The following is a 21,687-nucleotide window of genomic DNA, read 5'->3' on the forward strand; positions in this document are numbered from 1 at the left end:
CGACGTGAAGAGCCTGCGTTTCGGCTTCGCCTTGGACCTGCACCGCACGCGCTGCCCGCGCCGCATCGAGATTCTGCTGCTGATCGCGGCGCTGGCCTGTTATGCCCTCTACCTGGCCGGCCTGTATGCCCGGCAATCCGGAGAGGCGCGCCGCTATCAGTCTAACAGCGTCAAGACAAAGCATGTCCTGTCACTGTGGCGAGTCGGCCTCGAATACCTGAGGCGGCACGCCGGGGCGCTACCCCGGCATGTGCTCGCCGCTATCGAGTACCGACTGCGTGACGAAGTGCATCAGCAGGCACAGGTGCTGGGGTAGATTTGTGGGGATTCCTCAGGGACAGATTTATTTTCCGGACTGCCGCGACCGCAGGCCTGCTCCACGTAGTCCGCTCAGCCACGGTTCCCGTACGATGAAAGGGGGACAGATTTATTTTCCCGCATCCCGGCAAGACGTTGTCGCGACGTGGGCGGTGGTCGGGGCAGGGCCAACGGTTGCCTTGGCTCGCTGCTGTTGAACGGCCCCCGGTGTGTTGAATCCCGTCTAGGCTCTTCCATGCTTGCCGTTCATCAAGCTCGAGGAGGAATTTTTCATGTCATTGCGCATCAACGACCTCGTTCCCAACTTCACGGCCGATACCGACCTGGGCCCCATCACCTTCCACGACTGGATCGGTTCCGACTGGGCCATCCTTTTTTCCCACCCGAAGGACTTCACTCCGGTGTGCACCACCGAGTTCGGCGCTGTCGCGCAACTGGCCGATGAGTGGGCGAAGCGTGGCACCAAGGTGATTGGCGTGTCGGTGGATGGTGTGGAAGAGCACAAGAAGTGGAAGAGCGATATCGAAGGCTTCTGCGGCACCAAGGCGGCCTTCCCGATCATTGCGGACGAAGGGTTGGCCGTCTCCAAGGCGTTCGACATGCTGCCTGCCGAGGCCTACCTGCCCGATGGCCGTACCGCCGCCGAAACAGCCACAGTACGCGCCGTGTTCATCATCGGCCCGGACAAAAGGCTCAAGCTGTCCATGACCTATCCGATGTCGGTGGGGCGCAACTTTGCCGAAGTGCTGCGTGCCCTGGACGCCCTGCAGCTGACCTACAACGTGCCATTGGCCACCCCCGCCAACTGGACAGTGGGCCAGGACGTCATCGTCGCACTCTCGCTCAACGACGAGCAGGCCCGCGAGAAGTACGGCAGCATCGACATCAAGCTGCCCTACCTGCGCACAACCCACGCGCCGAAGTAAGGCAGCAGAAAAACGCCTGGGCTATCCGTTCAGCCGCAGGCGTTTTTATCCGTCGCAGACGCCGGGCCGGTTGGCGGAGGGAAGTCATGCGCCTGCATGACTTGCGAAGACGCAGACACTGGCCCGGCTGAATAATCTCTACACCGCCCCCGCCACCAGGTTGTCGCAAACCCGACACCCCGGCATCTTTGCGACAACGCTGCCCCACGCAAAGCCCTTGTAAATCAACGATTTGCCTTCTGGCACCGCCCTTGCAACACCCCTCGCGTATGCCGCACCGATGCATCCAGAGGGGTAAGCGATGAAAGCCAAGGACATTGCCGAGCTGCTCGACGAGCCTTCCTGCGAGCACAACAAGAAGGAAAAGTCCGGCTGCGCCAAGCCCAAGCCGGGCGCCACCGATGGTGGCTGTGCCTTCGACGGTGCGCAGATCGCCCTGCTGCCGATCGCCGACGTGGCGCACATCGTCCACGGCCCGATTGCCTGCGCCGGCAGCTCCTGGGACAACCGCGGCACCCGCTCCAGCGGTCCGGATCTGTACCGCATCGGCATGACCACCGACCTCACCGAGCAGGATGTGATCATGGGGCGCGCCGAGAAGCGCCTGTTCCATGCCATCCGCCAGGCGGTGGAGACCCACGCGCCGCCGGCGGTGTTCGTCTACAACACCTGCGTGCCGGCGCTGATCGGCGACGACATCGACGCCATCTGCAAGGCCGCCAGCGAGCACTTCCATACCCCGGTGGTGCCGGTCGATTCGGCCGGTTTCTACGGCACCAAGAACCTCGGCAACCGCATTGCCGGCGAGGCCATGCTCAAGTACGTGATCGGCACTCGCCAGCCTGATCCCCTGCCGGCCGGCAGCGAACGCCCCGGCATCCGCGTCCACGACGTCAACCTGGTCGGCGAGTACAACATCGCCGGCGAGTTCTGGCATGTGCTGCCGCTGCTCGACGAGCTGGGCATCCGCGTGCTGTGCACGCTGTCCGGCGACGCGCGCTTTCGCGAGGTGCAGACCATGCACGCCGCCGAGGTGAACATGATGGTCTGCTCCAAGGCCATGCTCAACGTTGCGCGCAAGCTGCAGGAGCGCTACGGCACGCCGTGGTTCGAGGGCAGCTTCTACGGCATCACCGACACCTCGCAGGCGCTGCGCGACTTCGCCCGGCTGATCGGCGACGCCGATCTGAGTGCGCGCACCGAGGCACTGATCGCGCGCGAGGAGGCGAAGATCCGTGCCGCGCTGGAGCCCTGGCGCGAACGCCTGGCCGGCAAGCGCGTGCTGCTCTACACCGGCGGGGTGAAGTCCTGGTCGGTGATCTCGGCGCTGCAGGACCTGGGCATGAAGGTGGTCGCCACCGGCACCAAGAAGTCCACCGAGGAGGACAAGGCGCGCATCCGCGAGCTGATGGGCGACGACGTGAAGATGCTCGACGAGGGCAACCCGCGCGCGCTGCTCAAGACCGTCGAGGAGTACCGCGCCGACATCCTCATCGCCGGCGGTCGCAACATGTACACCGCGCTCAAGGGGCGCATCCCGTTCCTCGACATCAACCAGGAGCGCGAATTCGGCTACGCCGGCTACGACGGCATGCTCGAGCTGGTGCGCCAGCTGTGCCTGACCATCGAGAGCCCGGTGTGGGAGGCGGTGCGCCGCCCGGCGCCCTGGGCCGCCGCCACTGTCGCCAACGGCTGAGGAGCATCGCCATGGCCGAGATCGTCAATCGCAACAAAGCCCTGGCCGTCAGCCCGCTGAAGGCCAGCCAGACCATGGGCGGCGCCCTGGCCATCCTCGGCATGGCGCGCAGCATGCCGCTGCTGCACGGCTCGGCGGGCTGCACCGCGTTCGCCAAGGTGTTCTTCGTCCGTCACTTCCGCGAGCCGGTGCCGCTGCAGACCACGGCGATGGATCAGGTCAGCTCGGTGATGGGCGCCGACGAGAACATCATCGAGGCGCTGCGGGTGATCTGCGAGAAGCAGAAGCCGGCGGTGATCGGCCTGCTGACCACGGCGCTGGCGGAAACCCAGGGCTGCGATCTGCACAGCGCCCTGCACCAGTTCCGCAGCGAATATCCCGAGTTCCAGCATGTGGCGGTGATCCCGGTGAACACCCCGGACTTCGCCGGCAGCTTCGAGAGCGGCTTCGCCGCCACGGTCAAGGCGCTCATCGAGACCCTGGTGCCGGAGCGCCGCGACCAGGTCGGCCAGCGGCTGCGCCAGGTCAACGTGCTGTGCTCGGCCAACCTGACCCCGGGCGATCTCGAGTTCATCGCCGAGAGCATCGAGAGCTTCGGCCTGCGCCCGCTGCTGATCCCCGACCTGTCCGGCTCGCTGGACGGCCATCTCGACGACGCGGCCTTCAATCCGCTGACCACCGGCGGTCTGGCGGTGGACGAGCTGGCCAGCGCCGGGCAGAGCATCGCCACCCTGGTGGTCGGGCAGAGCCTGACCGCCGCCGCCGATGCCCTGGCGGCGCGCACCGGCGTGCCGGAACACCGCTTCGGCCTGCTGCTCGGCCTGGAGGCGGTGGACGCCTGGCTGATGACGCTGGCCGAACTCAGCGGCAACCCGGTACCCGAGCGCTGGCAGCGCCAGCGCCGCCAGCTGCAGGACGCCATGCTCGACACCCACTTCATGCTCGGCGACGCGCGGGTGGCGATTGCCGCCGACCCGGACTTGTTGCTTGGCTTCGACAGCCTGCTGCGCGGCATGGGCACGCGCACCGTGGCGGCGGTGGTGCCGGCCCGCGCGCCGTCACTGGCCGCCTCGCCGCTGGCGTGCATCCAGGTCGGCGACCTCGAGGATCTCGAGCACGCCGCCAGCGCCGGGGGCGCCCAGCTGCTGCTCGGCAACAGCCATGCCCTGGCGCCGGCCCAGCGCCTCGGCGTGCCGCTGCTGCGCATGGGCTTTCCGCAGTACGACCTGCTCGGCGGCTTCCAGCGCTGCTGGGCCGGCTACCGCGGTACCACGCAGGCGTTGTTCGACCTCGCCAACCTGCTGGTCGAACACCACCAGGGGATCGCCCCCTACCACTCGATCTACGCGCAGAAACCCGCCAGCGAACAACCGTCCAGGAGGCACTGAGCCATGGCCAGCCCGACCCGACAACTGCAGGTACTGGATGGCGAGGACGACGGCACCCTGCTCAAGGTGGCCTTTGCGTCCTCCGATCGCGAGACGGTGGACCAGCATTTCGGCTCGTCGCGCTCCTTCGTCATCTACGGGGTCAATCCGGAACAGGCCCGGCTGCTCTCGGTGGCCGAGTTCGGCGAACTGGAGCAGGACGGCAACGAGGACAAGCTGCAAAGCAAGCTCGCGCTGCTCGACGGCTGCATCGCCGTCTACTGCCGCGCCTGCGGCGCCTCGGCGGTACGCCAACTGCTGGCGGTGGGCGTGCAGCCGGTCAAGGTCGCCGAGGCGGCGCGCATCGCCGAGCTGATCGAGAGCCTGCAGGCCGAATTGCGCGACGGACCCTCGACCTGGCTGGCCAAGGCCATCCAGCGCACCCAGGGCGGCGACAGCCGGCGCTTCGACGCCATGGCGGCCGAAGCCTGGGACGAGTAGCACAGAGCATTTTCACGAGGAAGCGCACATGTACGAAGCAGATGAGCAACAAGCGGTAGTCCTGGAGGGCGATCCGGCCCTGCAACAGCCGATCATCCGGCAGATGGTGGTGCAGCTGCGCTCCATGGACAGCTACGGCACCTACGACACCTGGAGCGACGCCCGCGTGCTCGATCCGCTGGTGCTGACCAAGGAGCGTCGCCGGGCCATCCCGGTGGTCGGCGACCCGGACGAAACCACCCTGTCGCGGGTCAAGGCCTACTACAACGCCCTGGCGCAGATGATCGAACGCGAGACCGGGCTGCTCGCCGTGCCGATGATCAACATCAGCCACGAGGGCTTCGGCCGCGCGCTGATCCTAGTCGGCAAGCTGGTGGCGCTGGACAAGACCCTGCGCGACGTCCACCGCTTCGGCTTCGACTCGCTGGATGCGCTGGTCGCCGAGGCGCAAAAGCAGCTGGTCAAGGCTGCCGCACTGGTCGCCGAGAACCGTGCGGTTGCGGAACTCTGAACCCGGGAGACGAGCATGAGCGACGACGACCTCAAGGCCCTGCAGAAGGACGTCAGCCAGAAGAAGCGGATTGCCACCGAATGGGCATCGCAGATCCACGACCTGGTCGAGGATCGCCTGCTGATCGACTACGCCAGCCTGCCGGAACTGGCCGAGCGCACCCATCAGGCCTGCCTGGACTGGGCCGCGGCCAAGGCGCGGCTGGATCAGGCCAGCGCCGGCTGATGGGCGAGTTACCGCTGGCGGCTGCCTATCGGTAGCCGTTGCGAAGCACAGGCGTCCCTTTCGGGGGCCCCGCAGGGCAATCGCATGAATAGCCTCCGTCCGCTGTAGGGGCGAATTTATTCGCCAAAGTAGCCCGCCAAGGCGAATGAATTCGCCCCTACGGACCAGGAAATTGGCTTCATGCGATTGCCCTGAGGCGATCCGGCACTGGCCCACAAGGCCTGCGCCGTTCTATCCGGGGCCTGCCTGGCAGCCCCACTGCGTGCCTCGCCGCTCCGGCGGCAGCGCACCCCGCCGCGTCCGGCCCACAAGGCCGCGCGGCCCCCGACCCTGCGGTCGGGCCTATAACGACAGGCAGGCCAGCCCTGCCGACAACCGTTGATCTGCGCCACGCGAGGTGGCGGGCAGGAGATTGAACATGGCTGAGGCAATGATTACCGGACGTACCCGCGGCGGCGCCGAATGGGTTCCTGAGTTCGTCACCGCGCTGGATGCGCAGAAGTGCATCGGTTGCGGGCGCTGCTACAAGGTCTGCCCGCGCGACGTGTTCACGCTGGTCGAGCGTTCCGAGATGGTCGAGGACGCCGACGACTTCGATGACGACGACGAAATGATGGTGATGACCGTCCAGAACGGCCTCGACTGCATCGGCTGCAAGGCCTGCGCGGCGGTCTGTCCCAAGCAGTGTCACACCCACGAAGCGGCTGCGGCCTGAGGCGAACCAACATGGCCAGACCCGAATTCCACATCTTCCTCTGCGGCCAGCGGCGTCCCGAGGGCCATCCGCGCGGCAGTTGCGGCGCCAAGGGCAGCGAGGCGCTGTACAACGCCTTTGCCCAGGTGCTGATCAAGCACAACCTGCACAACCGCATCGCGCTGACCACCACCGGTTGCATCGGGCCGTGCCAGGCCGGTGCCAACGTGCTGATCTACCCGGGCTCGATCATGTACAGCTGGGTCGAGCCGGAGGACGCGGCGCGCATCGTCGAGCAGCACCTGCTCGGTGGCGAGCCGTACGCCGACAAGCTCACCCCGGCAGAAATCTGGTGACGGCCATGGCCGAGGTGCTGCTGTTCGCCAGCGAGCGGGCATTCTTTTCCGAGCGCACGCCGCTCAAGCTGCGCTACCTGCTCAACCACGCACTCTGTGCAGCGACTCCCGATGGCGTCGAGGCGCTGCTGCTCGAAGCGCGGCGGCGCTGGCCGGAGGAGCCGGACGCGCACATCGGCCTGTACAAGTTCTACTTCGTGCGGGCCCGCTACCAGGACGCGGAAGCGGCGGTCTGGGCCGCGCTGCGCGCTGCGGCCGCCGTCGCCGGCTTCGACCGCAACTACCGGCGCCTGCATCCCGGCAGTGCCGACTGGTCGCAGCGCCAGGGCGGCGAGCGCCTGTACCTGTTCAGCCTCAAGGCGCTGGGGGTGATCCGCCTGCGCCGGGCCCGGGTGGCGATGGCCCGTTGCGTGCTGGAAAAGCTCCTGGAGCTCGACCCGGTCGACGAGATCGGCGGCGGCGCCTTCCTGCAGATTGCCCGCTCCTTCAGCGAGGATGACGAATGACGATCCTGTCCCTTGAACAGCGCCTGCAGGCGGCCGAGCCACTGTTTGCGGAGGTCTGGCAGACGCTGGCGGCCAGCCTGCAGGCGGCCGGTATCGAACAGGGCGTGGCGATGGCGGGTACGCCGCATAGCCGTGCCGAGCTGCGCGAAGACTCCTACGCGCGCAGCCACAGCCTGTATGCCGAGTGGCGTTCTGCGCGCGGCGCCTACCAGGGCAGCATCCTGGTGCACGGCGACGGCCTGGCCTTCGCCGAATTCGACGTGCTGCTGGCGCATCCGCGCAAGCCGAACTGGGTGATCGAGGCGGTCACCGCCTGGGGGCGCAGCGGTGCGGTGAAGAGCGAACTGCGTCTGCTGCCGGCGCTCGGCGCATGAGCGCGCTGTACGACTGGCTGCTCGCCAGTGCGGCCGGAGCCGAGCCGGTCGAGCGCCTGCAGTTGGGGCTGAACTGGACCCTGGCCGAAATGGATGGCCGCCTCGGCTTCGCCTTCAGTCCGCGCCAGGTGGCGCGCACCCTGAGCTGGGCGGGCACCCTGGGCGGTCAGCCGAGCGACCGTCTGCGTCCCTGGCTGCTGTCGTGGGACAGCGCCGAAGCGGCGGTCGGTTTGGCCGTGCTGAATGCCTCGCTCAATGGCGCGTCGTCCTGCCTGCGCGAAGCCCAGCCGCTGCGCGGCGAGGCGCCCGGCCATCTGCGCGTGTTCGCCCATTTTCGCCCGCAGCTGGCCGGGCAGCGGGTGGTGGTGGTCGGCCACTATCCGGGGCTCGAGCGGCTCTGGGACGACTTCCCCTACCAGTGCCTGGAGCGCAACCCGCAGGACGGCGACCTGCCGGACAGCGCCGCCGAATTCCTCCTGCCGCACGCCGACTGGGTGTTCGTCACCGCCAGCAGCCTGGCCAACAAGACCCTGCCGCGCCTGCTCGAACTGTCCCGCCAGGCCCGCGTGGTGCTGATGGGACCGAGCTTGCCGTGGCTGGAGGGCTGGCGACAGTTCGGCGTGGACTACCTGGCCGGGGTGCGGGTGCTGGATGCGCCGGCCGCGCGCCAGGTGGTCGCCGAGGGCGGCGGTACCCGCCTGTTCGCCGGGCCGGTGGAGTACGCGCTGCTGGCGCTGGAGCGCTGAGCGCCTGTTGACGCTCAGCTGCGCGGAAAGGGAGCGACAGCCGCAAACTGAGCAGCCAGCGCGAGTCGTCCCCGCAGGCCGGCAGGGTGGGGCGCCGCGATTCCTGGCGCGATGCCCCGTCGGCCTGCGGGTCCGGCTCAGGCGCGCAACAGCGCCTTGGCCATCTTCGGCGAAAGCTGCTCCTCGGTGAATTGCGGCTCGTTCGGCGGATAGAGGACGTCCTCGATGAAGCTGAAGCCGTGCTCCTTGCCGAGGGCGATCACTTCGCGGACCTTCTCGCAGGCTTTCAACTTCTCGCCCAGGGCCGGATCGACTTTGGCCTGGTCCGAGAAGGCCTTGATTTCCTTGATGGACATGCTGCTCTCTCTCTGTCGCGGTTGACGGATGGCAAGTCTCGACCAGCACTTGCCCGCGTCCTTCAATGCAACATTGATGCCCTGATCGATTCCTTTGAAATCAATGGCTTGCGTAAACATGACTTGTCGCGTTGGCGACAATCGCACAGCCGGGCGTTGCAGCAATCCGCACAAGCGCGCTCAGCCGAGCAGCGCCACCGCCTTGATCTGCGCCCACAGCCGCTGCCCCGGTGCGATGCCGAGCTGGTCGGCCGAGCGCCGGGTGATGCGCGCCAGCAGCGGGGTGCCGTCGGCGTCCAGACGCACCAGCACGTGCGCCGGGGTGTCGGCGGCGGCCAGTGCCTGCACGGTGGCCGGCAGCAGGTTGGTGATGCTGCTGCCTTCGGCGCGCGCCAGCGCCAGGCTGACGTCGCGGGCATGCACGCGAAAGCGCAGGCGCTGGCCGAGCGCCTCGGGACGGCGGGCGACCAGCACCTCGCCGCCGGGGAACACCAGGCGGGTGAGGTGGTAGGCCTCGTCGTGGTCGGCGACCCGCGCTTCGATGACCACCCCGGCGTCCTCGCTGAAGGCGGTGGGCAGGTCGAGGCGGGCGAGGGTTTCCTGCAGGCCGCCCTGGGCCACCACCCGGCCCTGGTCGAGCAGCACCACGTGGTCGGCCAGGCGCGCCACCTCGTCCGGCGCATGGCTGACGTAGAGCACCGGGATGTCCAGCTCGTCGTGCAGGCGTTCGAGGTAGGGGAGGATCTCGTTCTTGCGCTTGAGGTCGAGCGCCGCCAGCGGCTCGTCCATCAGCAGCAGGCGCGGACTGGTCAGCAGCGCGCGGGCGATGCCGACGCGCTGGCGCTCGCCGCCGGACAGGCGCTCGGGCATGCGTTCGAGCAAGTGGCCGATGCCGAGCAGTTCGAGGACGTGTTCCCAGGACACCCGCCGGCTGGCCGGGTCGATGCGGCACATGCCGAACTCGAGGTTGCGCCGCACGCTCAGGTGCGGGAACAGGCTGGCCTCCTGGAACACGTAGCCGAGCGCGCGCTTGTGCGGCGGCACGAACAGGCCGCTGGCGCTGTCCTGCCACAGCTCGCCGTTGACCGCCAGGCGGCCCTGCGGCGCGCGCTCCAGGCCGGCGATGCAGCGCAGGCAGGTGGTCTTGCCCGAGCCGGAGTGGCCGAACAGCGCGGTGACGCCGCGCCCGGGCAGGCTCAGGTCGACATCCAGGCTGAAGTCGGCATAGGCGAGGCGAAAGCGCGCCTGGATGCCGGCGTCGGCGCGTGCGGCGGGGCTGGTGGCAGTGGCTTCGCTCAGCGTGTGCATGGGGATTCCTTCATTCATGTGACGCCTTCATGCAGTGCGGCTCAGCCGCGCCAGCCCTGTTTCAGCCGGCTGCTGTACAGCGCCAGCAGCACCAGGAAGGAGAACGCCAGCATGCCGCCAGCCAGCCAGTGGGCCTGGGCGTACTCCATGGCTTCGACGTGATCGTAGATCTGTACCGACACCACGCGGGTCTGCTCCGGGATGTTGCCGCCGATCATCAGCACCACGCCGAACTCGCCGACGGTGTGGGCGAAGCCGAGGATCGCGGCGGTGACGAAGCCGGGTTTGGCCAGCGGCAGCACGACCGTGAAGAAGGTGTCCGCGGGGCTGGCGCGCAGGGTCGCCGCCACCTCCAGCGGGCGCTCGCCGATCGCCTCGAAGGCGTTCTGCAGGGGCTGCACGACGAACGGCAGCGAGTAGAACACCGAGGCCACCACCAGTCCGGCGAAGGTGAAGGGCAGGGTGCCCAGCCCCAGGCTCAGGGTCAGCTGGCCGATGAAGCCGTGCGGGCCCATCGCCACCAGCAGGTAGAAGCCGAGCACGGTGGGCGGCAGCACCAGCGGCAGGGCGACCACCGCACCGATGGGACCCTTCCACTTCGAGCGGGTGCGCGCCAGCCACCAGCCGATCGGCGTGCCGATCAGCAGCAGCAGCACGGTGGTCAGCGTGGCCAGCTTGAGGGTCAGCCAGATCGCTGCGAGGTCGACACTGTCGAGCGGGACCATGCCGCGGCTCCTTGTTCAGTCAGAGGTCGTAGCCGTAGGCGCGGATCAGCGCGGTCGCCTTCGGCCCCTTGAGGTAGTCGAGCAGCGCCGCCGCGGCCGGGTTGTCCTGGCCCTTGGCGAGGATCAGCGCATCCTGGCGGATTGGCGCATGGTAGTCGGCAGGCACGATCCAGGCCGAGCCGCTGGCGACCTTGCCGTCCCGGTACACCTGCGACAGGGCGATGAAGCCCAGCTCGGCGTTGCCGCTGGCGACGAACTGGTGCGCCTGGGTGATGTTCTCGCCCAGCACCAGGCGGCCCTGCAGGGTCTCCGCGGCGATGCCGAGCCTGGCCAGGGTGGCCAGCGCCGCCACGCCGTAGGGAGCGGTCTTCGGGTTGGCCAGCGCCAGGTGCCTGAACTGGTCCTGTTTCAACACCGCGCCCTGGTCGTCGACGTAGCCTTCGCGGGGCGACCACAGCACCAGCTTGCCAATGGCATAGGTGAAGCGGCTGCCCGGCACGCCGGCTCCCTCGGCCTCCAGCTTGGCCGGGGTGGTGTCGTCGGCGGCGAGCAAGACCTCGAAGGGCGCGCCGTGGTGGATCTGCGCGTAGAACTTGCCGGTGGCGCCGAAGGCGAGCAGGGCCCGGTGCCCGGTGTCCCTGGCGAACTCGGCGGCGATGGCCTGCATCGGCGCGGTGAAGTTGGCGGCCACCGCCACCCGGACCTCGCCGGCCTGGGTGGCCGCCAGCGGCAGCAGGCCGAGCAGCAGGGCGGCGCAGCGGCGGAACAATCCGTTGCTCATGGTGACGACCTCGCTCAGTCGATGGCGATGATGACGTGGGATGCCTTGATCAGCGCGGTGCAGGGCTGGCCGGTGGCCAGGCCCAGCTCGCTGACGCTGTCGAGGGTGACCACCGCGCTGAGGGTGCGCCCGCCCGGCAGCAGCAGTTTCACCTCGCAGTTCACCGCGCCGGGAATCAGCGCGCAGATGGTGCCGGTCAGGCGATTGCGCGCGCTGATCTTCACCTGCGGATCGGGCGAGAGCAGCACGAAGCTGGCCTTGATCAGCGCCATGGCGGTCTTGCCCGGGGCCAGCTGCAGCTCGTCGATGCTGTCGTTGGTCAGGGTGGCGACGATGTTCAGGCCATCGCCGAGATCGAGGGTCAGGATGCCGTTGACGGCGCCTTTCTCGACCTGGCTGATGCGGCCGCGGAACTGGTTGCGTGCGCTGGTCTTCATGGCGATGGCCCTCAGCAGGCGGTCGATGTCGTCGAACTGTTCGATGCCCTGGGCCACCTGGGCTAGAAAGCGCTCGTACTCGCCCTGCATGCGCCGCCAGACGTGGAGCATCTCCCGGCCGAAGTCGGTCAGCCGGGTACCGCCGCCCTGCGCGCCGCCGGCCGAGCAGACCACCAGCGGCCGCTCGGACAGGTTGTTCATGGCGTCCACCGCATCCCAGGCGGCCTTGTAGCTGAGCTTGATCTGCTTGGCGGCGCGGCTGATCGAGCCGGTGGCCTCGATCTGTTCCAGCAGCTCGATGCGCTTGCCGCCCAGGTAGCCCTTTTCGCCGCGGTTGAACCAGAGCTGGCCATCCACGCGCAGTGGGCCGGGTGTCTGTGGGTCGCTCATGGCAGCTCCTTGCGTGCGGTTGGTGACGATGACGATTGCAAAAAGGCGACCAGTTTCCGGTACGCCAGGTGTTCGCCTTTGCAATCAATGGCTTGCGTGCTTTTGCAGGCCTGTCGACAGGGCCTGTGGTTTGTCCGGGATGCGACAGTTATGCCGGCGCTATGTCGTTTTGTATATAGCGCTACACGCACAGCGCCGCTCGCGGTCGTTGCGCGGTACTGCGGGTGTCGGCGTCGCGCTTGTCGCAAACCCGACATTGGCCGCTGCACGTCCTTTTCGCGACAGCCGCGGGTGTCGGCGTTGATCGCCAATCCATTGATATCAAAGGGAATTTTCTGCTCCATCGGCGTGGCATGGCGGTTGCAACGGCTGTCCTGCCGGTTGGCTCAAGCCACCGCAGAGCCGAGGAGACACGCCGATGATTACCATGACCGACAGCGCGAAGAGTGCCGTTACCCGCTTCATCAGCAGCACGGACAAGCCGGTCGCCGGCTTGCGTATCCGCGTCGAGGGCGGCGGCTGCTCCGGGCTCAAGTACAGCCTGAAACTGGAAGAAAGCGGTGCCGAGGGCGACCAGCAGCTCGACTGCGGCGGCATCACCCTGCTGATCGACGACACCAGCGCGCCACTGCTCGCCGGCGTGACCATGGACTTCGTGGAAAGCATGGAGGGCAGCGGCTTCACCTTCGTCAATCCGAACGCCAGCAACAGCTGCAGCTGCGGCAAATCCTTCGCCTGCTAGGCAACCCCCAGGTTGCCGGCAGCACCGGCGGCCCCGTCTTACTGGAGATCAGCCGTCATGTGGGATTACTCGGAAAAGGTCAAAGAACACTTCTACAACCCGAAGAACGCCGGAGCGGTGGTCGAGGCCAACGCCGTCGGCGACGTCGGCTCGCTGAGCTGCGGCGACGCCCTGCGCCTGACCCTCAAGGTCGATCCGGACACCGACGTGATCCTCGACGCCGGCTTCCAGACCTTCGGCTGCGGTTCGGCGATCGCCTCAAGCTCGGCGCTGACCGAGATGATCAAGGGCCTCACCGTCGACCAGGCGCTGAAGATCAGCAACCAGGACATCGCCGACTTCCTCGACGGCCTGCCGCCGGAGAAGATGCACTGCTCGGTGATGGGCCGCGAGGCGCTGCAGGCGGCGGTCGCCAACTACCGCGGCGAGGAACTCGAGGACGACCACGAGGAAGGCGCGCTGGTCTGCAAGTGCTTCGCCGTCGACGAGGTGATGGTGCGCGAGACGATCCGCGCCAACAACCTGTCCAGCGTCGAGGACGTCACCAACTACACCAAGGCCGGCGGCGGCTGCTCGGCCTGTCATGAAGGCCTCGAGCGCCTGCTCAGCGAGGAGCTGGCCGCCCGCGGCGAGGTGTTCGTCGCCGCGCCGACCAAGGCCAAGTCGAAGTCGGGGCTGGTCAACCTGCAGGCGCCGATCCCGGCGGCCGAACCGGCTCCCGCGGCGGCGGCCGCCCCCGCGCCCGCCGCGCCGAAGATGACCAACCTGCAGCGCATCCGCCGCATCGAGACCGTGCTGGAGTCGATCCGTCCGACCCTGCAGCGCGACCACGGCGACGTCGAGCTGCTCGAAGTCGACGGCAAGAACGTCTACGTCAAGCTGACCGGCGCCTGCACCGGCTGCCAGATGGCCAGCATGACCCTCAGCGGCATCCAGCAGCGACTGATCGAGGAACTCGGCGAATTCGTCAAGGTGATCCCGGTCAGCGCCGCCGGCGCCGCGGCCGCCCACGCCCAGCTGGAGGTGTGACATGACCGCCGTCTATCTCGACAACAACGCCACCACCCGCGTCGACGACGAAGTGGTGCAGGCCATGCTGCCGTTCTTCACCGAGCAGTTCGGCAACCCCTCGTCGCTGCACAGCTTCGGCAACCAGGTCGGCATGGCACTGAAGAAGGCCCGGCAGAGCGTGCAGAAGCTGCTCGGCGCCGAGCACGACTCGGAAATCATCTTCACCTCCTGCGGCACCGAGGCCGACTCCACCGCGATCCTCTCGGCGCTCAAGGCCCAGCCCGAGCGCAAGACCATCATCACCACCACGGTCGAGCACCCGGCGGTGCTGACCCTCTGCGACTACCTGGTCACCGAGGGCTACACCGTGCACAAGCTGGCGGTGGACAAGCGCGGCCGGCTCAACCTCGACGAGTACGCCGCGCTGCTGGGCGACGACGTGGCGGTGGTGTCGGTGATGTGGGCCAACAACGAGACCGGCACCCTGTTCCCGGTCGAGGAAATGGCGCGCATGGCCGACGAGTACGGGGTGATGTTCCACACCGACGCGGTGCAGGCGGTAGGCAAGGTGCCGATCGACCTGCAGAACTCGTCGATCCACATGCTCTCGCTGTCCGGCCACAAGCTGCACGCGCCCAAGGGCATCGGCGTGCTCTACCTGCGCCGCGGCACGCGCTTCCGCCCGCTGCTGCGCGGTGGCCACCAGGAGCGCGGCCGCCGCGCCGGCACCGAGAACGCGGCCTCCATCGTCGGCCTGGGCGTGGCCGCCGAGCGCGCGCTGCAGTTCATGGCCCACGAGAACACCGAGGTCAGGCGCCTGCGCGACAAGCTGGAAGCCGGCATCCTCGCCGCGGTGCCCTACGCCTTCGTCACCGGCGATCCGGGCAACCGTTTGCCTAACACCGCCAACATCGCCTTCGAGTACATCGAGGGCGAGGCCATCCTGCTGCTGCTGAACAAGGTCGGCATCGCCGCCTCCAGCGGCTCGGCCTGCACCTCGGGTTCGCTGGAGCCCTCGCACGTGATGCGCGCGATGGACATTCCCTACACCGCCGCCCACGGCACCGTGCGCTTCTCGCTGTCGCGCTACACCACGGAGGCGGAGATCGACCACGTGATCCGCGAGGTGCCGGCGATCGTCGCCCAGCTGCGCAAGCTGTCGCCGTACTGGAACGGCGACGGTCCGGTGGAAGACCCCGGCAAGGCGTTCGCGCCGGTCTACGCCTGAGTCGTCGCCCCGCGGGAGACCGCCCCATCCGCAGTTGTTGTTGGAGGAAGCCATGGCCAGCGTGATCATCGACGACACCACCCTGCGCGACGGCGAGCAGAGCGCCGGGGTGGCCTTCAGTGTCGAGGAGAAGATCGCCATCGCCCGCGCCCTCGCCGCGCTGGGCGTGCCGGAGTTGGAGATCGGCATTCCCAGCATGGGCGAGGAGGAGCGCGAGGGCATGCGCGCCATCGCCGGTCTCAAGCTGCCGGCGCAGCTGCTGGCCTGGTGCCGGCTGTGCGACGGCGATCTCGCCGCGGCACGCGACAGCGGGGTGGGCATGGTCGATCTGTCGCTGCCGGTGTCCGACCTGATGCTCCAGCACAAGTTGGGCCGCGACCGCGACTGGGCCCTGGGCGAAGTGGCGCGGCTGGTCGGCGAAGCGCGCCTGGCCGGCTTCGAGGTGTGCCTGGGCTGCGAGGATGCCTCGCGGGCCGACATGGAGTTCGTCGTGCGCGTCGCCCACGTGGCCCAGGCGGCCGGCGCGCGGCGCCTGCGCTTCGCCGATACCGTGGGGGTGATGGAGCCGTTCGGCATGCTCGAGCGCTTCCGCTTCCTGCGTGCGCGCCTCGATCTCGAGCTGGAGGTGCACGCCCACGACGACTTCGGCCTGGCCACCGCCAACACCCTGGCGGCGGTGCTGGGCGGCGCCAGCCACATCAATACCACGGTCAACGGTCTCGGCGAGCGCGCCGGCAATGCGGCGCTGGAGGAGTGCGCGCTGGCCCTCAAGCATCTGCACGGCATCGATACCGGCATCGACACCCGCGGCATCCCGTCGATCTCGGCGCTGGTCGAGCAGGCTTCCGGCCGCCGGGTGGCCTGGCAGAAGAGCGTGGTCGGCGCCGGGGTGTTCACCCACGAGGCCGGTATCCATGTCGATGGCCTGCTCAAGCACCGGCGCAACTACGAGGGGCTGAATCCCGACGAGCTGGGGCGCAGTCACAGTCTGGTGCTGGGCAAGCACTCCGGGGCGCACATGGTGCGCAACAGCTACCGCGAACTGGGTATCGAGCTGGACGACTGGCAGAGCCAGGCGCTGCTCGGGCGCATCCGCGCCTTTTCCACGCGCACCAAGCGCAGCCCGCAGGCCGTCGAGCTGGAGGAGTTCTACCGTCAGCTGGGCGAGCAGGGCGCGCCCATCCTGGTCGCAGGAGGTCTGGCATGAGCCTGTGGCGCGAGTGGCAGGGCGACATCCGCTGCGTGTTCCAGCGCGACCCGGCTGCGCGCACCAGTTTCGAGGTGCTCACCACCTATCCGGGGGTGCACGCGATCATGCTCTATCGCCTCGCGCATCGCCTGTGGCGGGCCGAGTGGCGCTATGCGGCGCGGCTGCTGTCGTTCCTCGCCCGGCTGGTCAGCAACGTCGACATCCATCCCGGCGCGGTCATCGGCCCGCGCTTCTTCATCGACCATGGTGCCGGCGTGGTGATCGGCGAGACCGCCGAGATCGGCGCGGACGTGACCCTCTACCATGGCGTCACCCTCGGCGGCACCAGCTGGCGCAAGGGCAAGCGTCACCCGACCCTGGGCGACGGCGTGCTGGTCGGCGCCGGAGCGAAGGTGCTCGGGCCGATCACCGTGGGCGCCGGCGCCCGGGTCGGTGCCAACTCGGTGGTGGTCCAGGACGTACCGGACGGCTGCACGGTGGTCGGCATCCCTGGCAAGGTGGTCAGGCTGCGCGAGGCCGGCCAGCCCAACCCCTACGGCATCGACCTCGACCATCACCTGATCCCCGACCCGGTCGGCAAGGCCATCGCCTGCCTGCTCGAGCGCCTGGACAGCCTGGAGAAACAGGTCGAGGCGGGCGGCCTGCTCGCTGCCGGCAGCCAGCAGCAGCACTACCAGAGCTGCGACCCGGACAACAGCATCTGCGAGAGCGATTGCGCCGGCGGTGCCCTGGCCCAGGCGCTGCGTGCGCCGCGGCGGCGCCTGCCGGGCGGCGAGTGACGGAGGCGAGCATGGATCTGCAGGACTTCAACGGCGACGGCCTGTACTTCGACGAACCGCAGTCGGCGGCGGTCGACAGCCTGCTCGCCGCCGCCGCCGAGCAGTACGCCGAGGGCGGTGCTGAGCCGCCGCTGCTGGCGGCGCAGGCGCTGGCCCCGGACAACCTCAGCGTGCTGGTCGGCCTGTACCGCTTCTACTACTACCAGCACCGCTATCAGGATGCGCTGCAGATCGCCGAGCAGGTGATGGCGGTGGTCGGCCCGCGTCTGCAGCTGCCTGCCGACTGGCGCCACATCGACCAGGACGCGCTGCTGGTGGCTGCCGAGCGCGGCATCGGCCTGCTGCGCTTTCATCTGCTGGCGCTCAAGGGCGCCGGCTACCTCAGCCTGCGCCTGGGCCGTTTCGAGCAGGGCAAGGCCATGCTGGTCAAGGTCGTCGAGCTGGATGCGGACAACCGCCTGGGCGCCAGGCTGCTGCTGGATGTGCTGGCAGCGAACAACGCCGAGATCGTCACTTTCCCCACTGCGGCCACCGCGGAGATACGACCATGACCGTACAAGGCTTTTCCCCGGATTCCGACCTGACGCTGGACGAGGCCATGGAAGACCTGGTGTCTGCCGAAGACTTCCTCGACTTCTTCGGCGTGCCCTTCGACCAGACGGTCGTGCACATCAATCGTCTGCACATCATGCAGCGCTACCACGACTACCTGAGCAAGAGCGGCGATCTGGACGGGCACGACGACAGCGTGCGCCAGGCGGTCTATCGCCAGCTGCTCAGCCGCGCCTACCAGGACTTCGTCGACTCCGACGCGCAGACCGAGAAGGTGTTCAAGGTGTTTCGCATGCACGAGCCGCAGACCACCTTCGTCTCCATCGACCAGCTGCTGAGCTGAGCCAGGGGAGGACAGAGTCATGAGCCTGCCGCTATTCGAGTACGGCGATGAAGTGCGCGTGGTGCGCAATGTGCGCAACGACGGCACCTATCCGGGCATGGACACCGGCACGCTGCTGATCCGCCGCGGCGCGGTGGGCTGCGTGTACGACGTCGGCACCTACCTGCAGGACCAGCTGATCTACCGCGTGCACTTTCTCGAGTCCGGCCGCACCGTCGGCTGTCGCGAGGAGGAGCTGATCGCCGCGGCGGAGCCCTGGGTGCCCAGCCTGTTCGAGTTCCGCGACAACGTAGTGGCCACCCGCAGCCTGGCCCTGCGCGGCGAGGTGGTGGTGGAAATGGGCCGCCAGGGCAGCGTGATGAAGGTGCTGCGCGACCTGCCGCAGGGCGTCCAGTACCACGTGCATTTCGGCGACGGCCTGGTGCTGCAGGTTCCCGAGCAGAGCCTGGGCGCAGTCGATGCGCCGGCGGAGGTGACCGATGGACCATAACGACGCTGACGACCGCTACTACCTGCTGCAGGTGGCCCGCGAGCAGTTCGGCTGCGAGCCGGACAAGCTCGATGCCGAGCAGCTCCGGCAGGCCGGGCGCATCGTCGCCCGCCAGCGGCGGATCGAGGATGCCGTGCTGCGCAGTGGCGAAGCGAGCGGCGTGGTGATTCCCGCCGCGCAGGTCGAGGAGGCCCGCGCGCAGATCGCCGGCCGCTATGCCGACGACCAGGCCCTGCGCGAAGCCCTGGCCAGCCATGGCCTGGACGACGGCGCACTGCGTGCGGCGCTGTCCAGGACGCTGAAGGTCGAGGCCGTGCTCGAGCGCATCTGCGCCGGCCTGCCGCAAATCAGCGACACCGATCTGAGCCTCTACTACTTCAACCACCCGGAGCAGTTCCAGCGCCCGGAGTCGCGCGAGGCGCGGCATATCCTGATCACCATCAATCCAGACTACCCGGAAAACACCCGGCAAGCGGCGCGGGCGCGGCTGGAGGCGATTGCCAAGCGCGTGCGCAGCAAGCCGGAGCGCTTTGCCGATCAGGCCCTCAAGCATTCGGAGTGTCCCACCGCGCTGCAGGGCGGCCTGCTCGGCCACGTTACCCCCGGCAAGTTGTATCCGCAGCTGGAGGCCAGCCTGTTCTCGCTGGCCGCGGGCGAGCTGAGTCCGCTGCTCGAGTCGCCGCTGGGCCTGCACCTGCTGCGTTGCGAAGCGGTGGTCCCGGCCGCCCGGGTGACCCTCGAGGAAGCCCTGCCGCGCCTGCGCGACCGCCTGCATGACCGCCAGCGCAAGGCGTTCCAGCGGCAATGGCTGGAGCGTCTGTTGCAACAATCCGCCCCCGAGGAGAAGGCCCATGGCTGATAGCGAGAAACCCTGCTGTTCCTTCTGCGGCGCGGAAAAAAGCCCGACGGTGCCGCTGATCGCCGGCAACGAAGGCTGCATCTGCGAAGCCTGCGTCAACCTGGCCCATCAGGTGGTGAGCAGCTGGGGGCAGCGCCGCAAGCTGCAGCAGCTGGCGCCCCAGCTGCGCACCCCGGCCGCCTACAAGCAGCACCTCGACGAGTCGGTGATCGGCCAGGAGGCGGCCAAGGAAACCCTGTCCGTCGCGGTCTTCAACCATTACCTGCGTCTGCTCAACTGCGACCGCGAGCCGATCTGCCAGCTCGGCGAGGAGGTCGAGCTGGAGAAATCCAACATCCTCATGGCCGGTCCCTCGGGCACCGGCAAGACCCTGCTGGTGCGCACCCTGGCGCGCATCCTCGGCGTGCCGTTCGCCTCGGCCGATGCCACCACCCTGACCCAGGCCGGCTACGTCGGCGACGACGTCGACAGCATCATCACCCGCCTGCTGGAGGCGGCCAACGGCGACGTGCAGCAGGCGCAGTGGGGCATCGTCTACATCGACGAGGTGGACAAGCTGGCGCGACGCAGCGGCGGCGGCACGGCGGTGCGCGACATCTCCGGCGAGGGCGTGCAACAGGCCCTGCTGAAGATGGTCGAGGGCACCGAGGTGCGCATCTCCAAGTCCGGCCGGCGCAGCGAGCACGGCGAGGAGCAGGTGGTCGACACCCGCAACATCCTGTTCATCGCCGGCGGCGCCTTTCCCGGCCTGGAGGCGCTGGTGTGCAGCCGCATCCAGCCGAAGACCGGCGGCATCGGCTTCCATGCCGAGCCGCCGCGCCAGGCGCAGCCGTCGATCAACGAGTTGCTGGCCTCGCTGTTGCCGGACGACCTGCACGAGTTCGGCCTGATCCCCGAGTTCATCGGCCGCTTCCCGATCATCACCTTTCTCCAGGAGCTGGATCACGCCACCCTGCTGCGCATCCTCACCGAACCGCGCAATGCCCTGGTCAAGCAGTACAAGCAGCTGTTCGCCTACCAGGGCGTGACCCTGGAGATCACCGCGGCGGCCCTCGACCACATCGCCGACCAGGCCCTGCAGCGCAAGACCGGCGCCCGCGGCCTGCGCGCGGTGCTCGAGGTGGCCCTGCAGCAGACCATGTTCGACATGCCGTCGCAGCCGCTGCTGCGGGTCTGCACCCTGGATCTGGTCGAGGAGGAGGGCGATGCCCGCCTCAAGGTGCTGGAAACCCTGGCCGAGGCGGATGTCGCCGAGGCCCCGGCGGACAGCGCTCCGCTGGTCGCAACCAGCGCCCAACCGGCGCGCCTGGCGGCCGACCAGTGAGTGTGGCAAAGCCGACAGACCGGCCCGCAGCGGCCCCCGCAGCGCGTCGGATTTGCGACAAGGCAGCCTGGGACTTTTGAAAAAGTCTAGTTGAATCAAGTTGTTATGGTTTTACACGAATGCATTGGGGGTGGCCTGAATCCTGCTGATAGGTAAGGGCCAGCCTGGCCCGCGCCGAGGCAGGCAGCCCCGAATACGGATCTCATGCAAGCAGTCAGAGGTGAGTTATGGCCAGGATTGGACTCTTCTTCGGCACCAACACGGGCAAGACCCGCAAGGTGGCCAAAATGATCAAAAAGCGCTTCGACGACGACACCATGGCGGACGCGCTCAACGTCAACCGCGCCACGGCCGAGGACCTGGCCCAGTACCAGTACCTGATTATCGGTACGCCGACCCTGGGCGACGGCGAGCTGCCGGGCCTGTCGGCCGACTGCGAGAACGAGAGCTGGGAGGAGTTCCTGCCGCAGCTGCAGGACGTCGACTTCACCGGCAAGACCGTGGCTATCTACGGTCTGGGCGACCAGGTGGGCTATCCCGACGAGTTCCTCGATGCCATGGGCATTCTCCACGCGTTCGTGGCCGAGCGCGGCGCCAAGGTGGTCGGCGCCTGGCCGACCGAAGGCTACGAGTTCAAGCATTCCGAGGCGGTGGTCGACGGCAAGTTCGTCGGTCTGGCGCTGGATCTGGACAACCAGAGCGGCCTCACCGAAGAGCGCCTTAGCAGTTGGCTGCAGCTGATCGCCGCGGACTTCGACCTCACCCTGTAAGGCGAACGGATTCCGGTCATGCGCCCACCGGCCATGACCGGGCCGCTTGCACCGTAGGTGAGCACTTGGGCGGGGGAGATTGGACGTGCAGAAACAGAAAAGCCCGCATTAAGCGGGCTTTTCTGTTTGATTCACCGATCGAGCCGATCAGTGAATCGGGAT

Annotated in this window: 27 protein-coding genes and 1 pseudogene; 23 read left to right on the plus strand and 5 right to left on the minus strand. The window is 68.0% G+C overall.

Translation table 11 applies throughout. The features are described 5' to 3' along the window. From BM297_RS21875 to BM297_RS13815, 12 genes and pseudogenes are all read left to right on the plus strand, one after another. Positions 1-316 (plus strand): annotated as a pseudogene (locus BM297_RS21875) (IS4 family transposase); the annotation flags it as partial. A 274-nt stretch (positions 317-590) separates the two neighbouring features. Beyond that, a complete protein-coding gene (locus BM297_RS13765; protein ID WP_092432751.1) occupies positions 591-1,244 on the plus strand; it encodes a peroxiredoxin in 654 nt (217 codons plus the stop codon). 301 nt (positions 1,245-1,545) lie between these two features. Beyond that, positions 1,546-2,940 carry a nitrogenase iron-molybdenum cofactor biosynthesis protein NifE gene (gene nifE, locus BM297_RS13770; RefSeq protein WP_092432472.1) on the plus strand — a complete coding sequence of 465 codons (1,395 nt, stop codon included), beginning with the start codon at positions 1,546-1,548 and terminating at the stop codon, positions 2,938-2,940. Between the two features lie 11 nt (positions 2,941-2,951). After that, positions 2,952-4,328, plus strand: a complete 1,377-nt coding sequence (gene nifN / locus BM297_RS13775; protein WP_092432474.1) for a nitrogenase iron-molybdenum cofactor biosynthesis protein NifN — start codon at positions 2,952-2,954, stop codon at positions 4,326-4,328. Positions 4,329-4,331: 3 nt separating this feature from the next. Next, a complete protein-coding gene (locus tag BM297_RS13780) occupies positions 4,332-4,808 on the plus strand; it encodes a NifB/NifX family molybdenum-iron cluster-binding protein (RefSeq protein WP_092432477.1) in 477 nt (158 codons plus the stop codon). Between the two features lie 28 nt (positions 4,809-4,836). Next, positions 4,837-5,319, plus strand: a complete 483-nt coding sequence (locus tag BM297_RS13785) for a NifX-associated nitrogen fixation protein (RefSeq protein WP_092432479.1) — start codon at positions 4,837-4,839, stop codon at positions 5,317-5,319. Between the two features lie 15 nt (positions 5,320-5,334). Next, a complete protein-coding gene (locus BM297_RS13790) occupies positions 5,335-5,544 on the plus strand; it encodes a CCE_0567 family metalloprotein (protein ID WP_092432482.1) in 210 nt (69 codons plus the stop codon). 418 nt (positions 5,545-5,962) lie between these two features. Continuing rightward, positions 5,963-6,259, plus strand: coding sequence for a ferredoxin III, nif-specific (gene fdxB, locus BM297_RS13795; protein ID WP_090313053.1), 297 nt, complete (start codon positions 5,963-5,965; stop codon positions 6,257-6,259). Positions 6,260-6,270: 11 nt separating this feature from the next. Next, positions 6,271-6,594 carry a 2Fe-2S ferredoxin gene (locus BM297_RS13800; RefSeq protein WP_092432485.1) on the plus strand — a complete coding sequence of 108 codons (324 nt, stop codon included), beginning with the start codon at positions 6,271-6,273 and terminating at the stop codon, positions 6,592-6,594. Positions 6,595-6,599: 5 nt separating this feature from the next. Then, positions 6,600-7,100: a hypothetical protein gene (locus BM297_RS13805; RefSeq protein WP_092432487.1), complete on the plus strand. Its 501-nt coding sequence runs from the start codon at positions 6,600-6,602 to the stop codon at positions 7,098-7,100. Next, on the plus strand, positions 7,097-7,474 hold the full coding sequence (locus tag BM297_RS13810; RefSeq protein WP_092432489.1) for a hypothetical protein: 378 nt from the start codon (positions 7,097-7,099) through the stop codon (positions 7,472-7,474). The genes BM297_RS13805 and BM297_RS13810 overlap by 4 nt, the downstream gene beginning before the upstream one ends. After that, the gene (locus BM297_RS13815) at positions 7,471-8,220 is read left to right on the plus strand and encodes a DUF364 domain-containing protein (protein WP_175526657.1); all 750 of its coding nucleotides are present in this window, start codon (positions 7,471-7,473) and stop codon (positions 8,218-8,220) included. The genes BM297_RS13810 and BM297_RS13815 overlap by 4 nt, the downstream gene beginning before the upstream one ends. 137 nt (positions 8,221-8,357) lie before the next feature. On the opposite strand, the gene BM297_RS13820 is transcribed toward BM297_RS13815, so the two are convergent. The 5 genes from BM297_RS13820 to BM297_RS13840 all read right to left on the minus strand — a co-directional run bounded on the left by BM297_RS13820 (position 8,358) and on the right by BM297_RS13840 (position 12,217). After that, positions 8,358-8,576 carry a Nif11-like leader peptide family natural product precursor gene (locus tag BM297_RS13820; RefSeq protein ID WP_092432491.1) on the minus strand — a complete coding sequence of 73 codons (219 nt, stop codon included), beginning with the start codon at positions 8,574-8,576 and terminating at the stop codon, positions 8,358-8,360. Positions 8,577-8,756: 180 nt separating this feature from the next. Continuing rightward, positions 8,757-9,884 carry a molybdenum ABC transporter ATP-binding protein gene (gene modC, locus BM297_RS13825; protein WP_217648266.1) on the minus strand — a complete coding sequence of 376 codons (1,128 nt, stop codon included), beginning with the start codon at positions 9,882-9,884 and terminating at the stop codon, positions 8,757-8,759. A gap of 41 nt (positions 9,885-9,925) precedes the next feature. Beyond that, entirely contained in the window at positions 9,926-10,609 is a 684-nt protein-coding gene (gene modB, locus BM297_RS13830; protein ID WP_092432495.1) for a molybdate ABC transporter permease subunit, read from the minus strand. Positions 10,610-10,628: 19 nt separating this feature from the next. Beyond that, positions 10,629-11,390: a molybdate ABC transporter substrate-binding protein gene (gene modA, locus BM297_RS13835; protein WP_092432497.1), complete on the minus strand. Its 762-nt coding sequence runs from the start codon at positions 11,388-11,390 to the stop codon at positions 10,629-10,631. Positions 11,391-11,404: 14 nt separating this feature from the next. Then, positions 11,405-12,217 carry a TOBE domain-containing protein gene (locus BM297_RS13840; protein ID WP_092432499.1) on the minus strand — a complete coding sequence of 271 codons (813 nt, stop codon included), beginning with the start codon at positions 12,215-12,217 and terminating at the stop codon, positions 11,405-11,407. Between the two features lie 418 nt (positions 12,218-12,635). On the opposite strand from BM297_RS13840, the gene BM297_RS13845 reads away from it, so the two are divergent. From BM297_RS13845 to BM297_RS13895, 11 genes are all read left to right on the plus strand, one after another. Next, entirely contained in the window at positions 12,636-12,959 is a 324-nt protein-coding gene (locus BM297_RS13845) for a HesB/IscA family protein (protein ID WP_092432501.1), read from the plus strand. Positions 12,960-13,016: 57 nt separating this feature from the next. After that, positions 13,017-13,988 carry a Fe-S cluster assembly protein NifU gene (gene nifU, locus BM297_RS13850; RefSeq protein WP_092432502.1) on the plus strand — a complete coding sequence of 324 codons (972 nt, stop codon included), beginning with the start codon at positions 13,017-13,019 and terminating at the stop codon, positions 13,986-13,988. Position 13,989: 1 nt separating this feature from the next. Continuing rightward, the gene (gene nifS, locus BM297_RS13855; RefSeq protein ID WP_092432504.1) at positions 13,990-15,198 is read left to right on the plus strand and encodes a cysteine desulfurase NifS; all 1,209 of its coding nucleotides are present in this window, start codon (positions 13,990-13,992) and stop codon (positions 15,196-15,198) included. Between the two features lie 52 nt (positions 15,199-15,250). Continuing rightward, a complete protein-coding gene (gene nifV / locus BM297_RS13860) occupies positions 15,251-16,405 on the plus strand; it encodes a homocitrate synthase (protein WP_092432506.1) in 1,155 nt (384 codons plus the stop codon). Further along, positions 16,402-17,187, plus strand: coding sequence for a serine O-acetyltransferase (gene cysE, locus BM297_RS13865; RefSeq protein WP_092432508.1), 786 nt, complete (start codon positions 16,402-16,404; stop codon positions 17,185-17,187). The genes nifV and cysE overlap by 4 nt, the downstream gene beginning before the upstream one ends. Before the next feature lie 11 nt (positions 17,188-17,198). Then, positions 17,199-17,738, plus strand: coding sequence for a tetratricopeptide repeat protein (locus BM297_RS13870; protein WP_092432510.1), 540 nt, complete (start codon positions 17,199-17,201; stop codon positions 17,736-17,738). Beyond that, positions 17,735-18,082: a nitrogenase-stabilizing/protective protein NifW gene (gene nifW, locus BM297_RS13875; protein WP_092432513.1), complete on the plus strand. Its 348-nt coding sequence runs from the start codon at positions 17,735-17,737 to the stop codon at positions 18,080-18,082. Before BM297_RS13870 ends, nifW begins: the two co-directional genes overlap by 4 nt. A gap of 19 nt (positions 18,083-18,101) precedes the next feature. Further along, positions 18,102-18,572, plus strand: a complete 471-nt coding sequence (locus tag BM297_RS13880; RefSeq protein ID WP_092432515.1) for a nitrogen fixation protein NifZ — start codon at positions 18,102-18,104, stop codon at positions 18,570-18,572. Further along, positions 18,562-19,431: a nitrogen fixation protein NifM gene (nifM, locus tag BM297_RS13885; protein WP_092432516.1), complete on the plus strand. Its 870-nt coding sequence runs from the start codon at positions 18,562-18,564 to the stop codon at positions 19,429-19,431. The genes BM297_RS13880 and nifM overlap by 11 nt, the downstream gene beginning before the upstream one ends. After that, entirely contained in the window at positions 19,424-20,755 is a 1,332-nt protein-coding gene (gene clpX, locus BM297_RS13890; RefSeq protein ID WP_092432519.1) for an ATP-dependent Clp protease ATP-binding subunit ClpX, read from the plus strand. The genes nifM and clpX overlap by 8 nt, the downstream gene beginning before the upstream one ends. 227 nt (positions 20,756-20,982) lie before the next feature. Beyond that, a complete protein-coding gene (locus BM297_RS13895) occupies positions 20,983-21,525 on the plus strand; it encodes a flavodoxin (RefSeq protein WP_092432522.1) in 543 nt (180 codons plus the stop codon). Positions 21,526-21,687: the final 162 nt, after the last annotated feature.

This window comes from Geopseudomonas sagittaria (assembly GCF_900115715.1).
Classification (GTDB): domain Bacteria; phylum Pseudomonadota; class Gammaproteobacteria; order Pseudomonadales; family Pseudomonadaceae; genus Geopseudomonas; species Geopseudomonas sagittaria.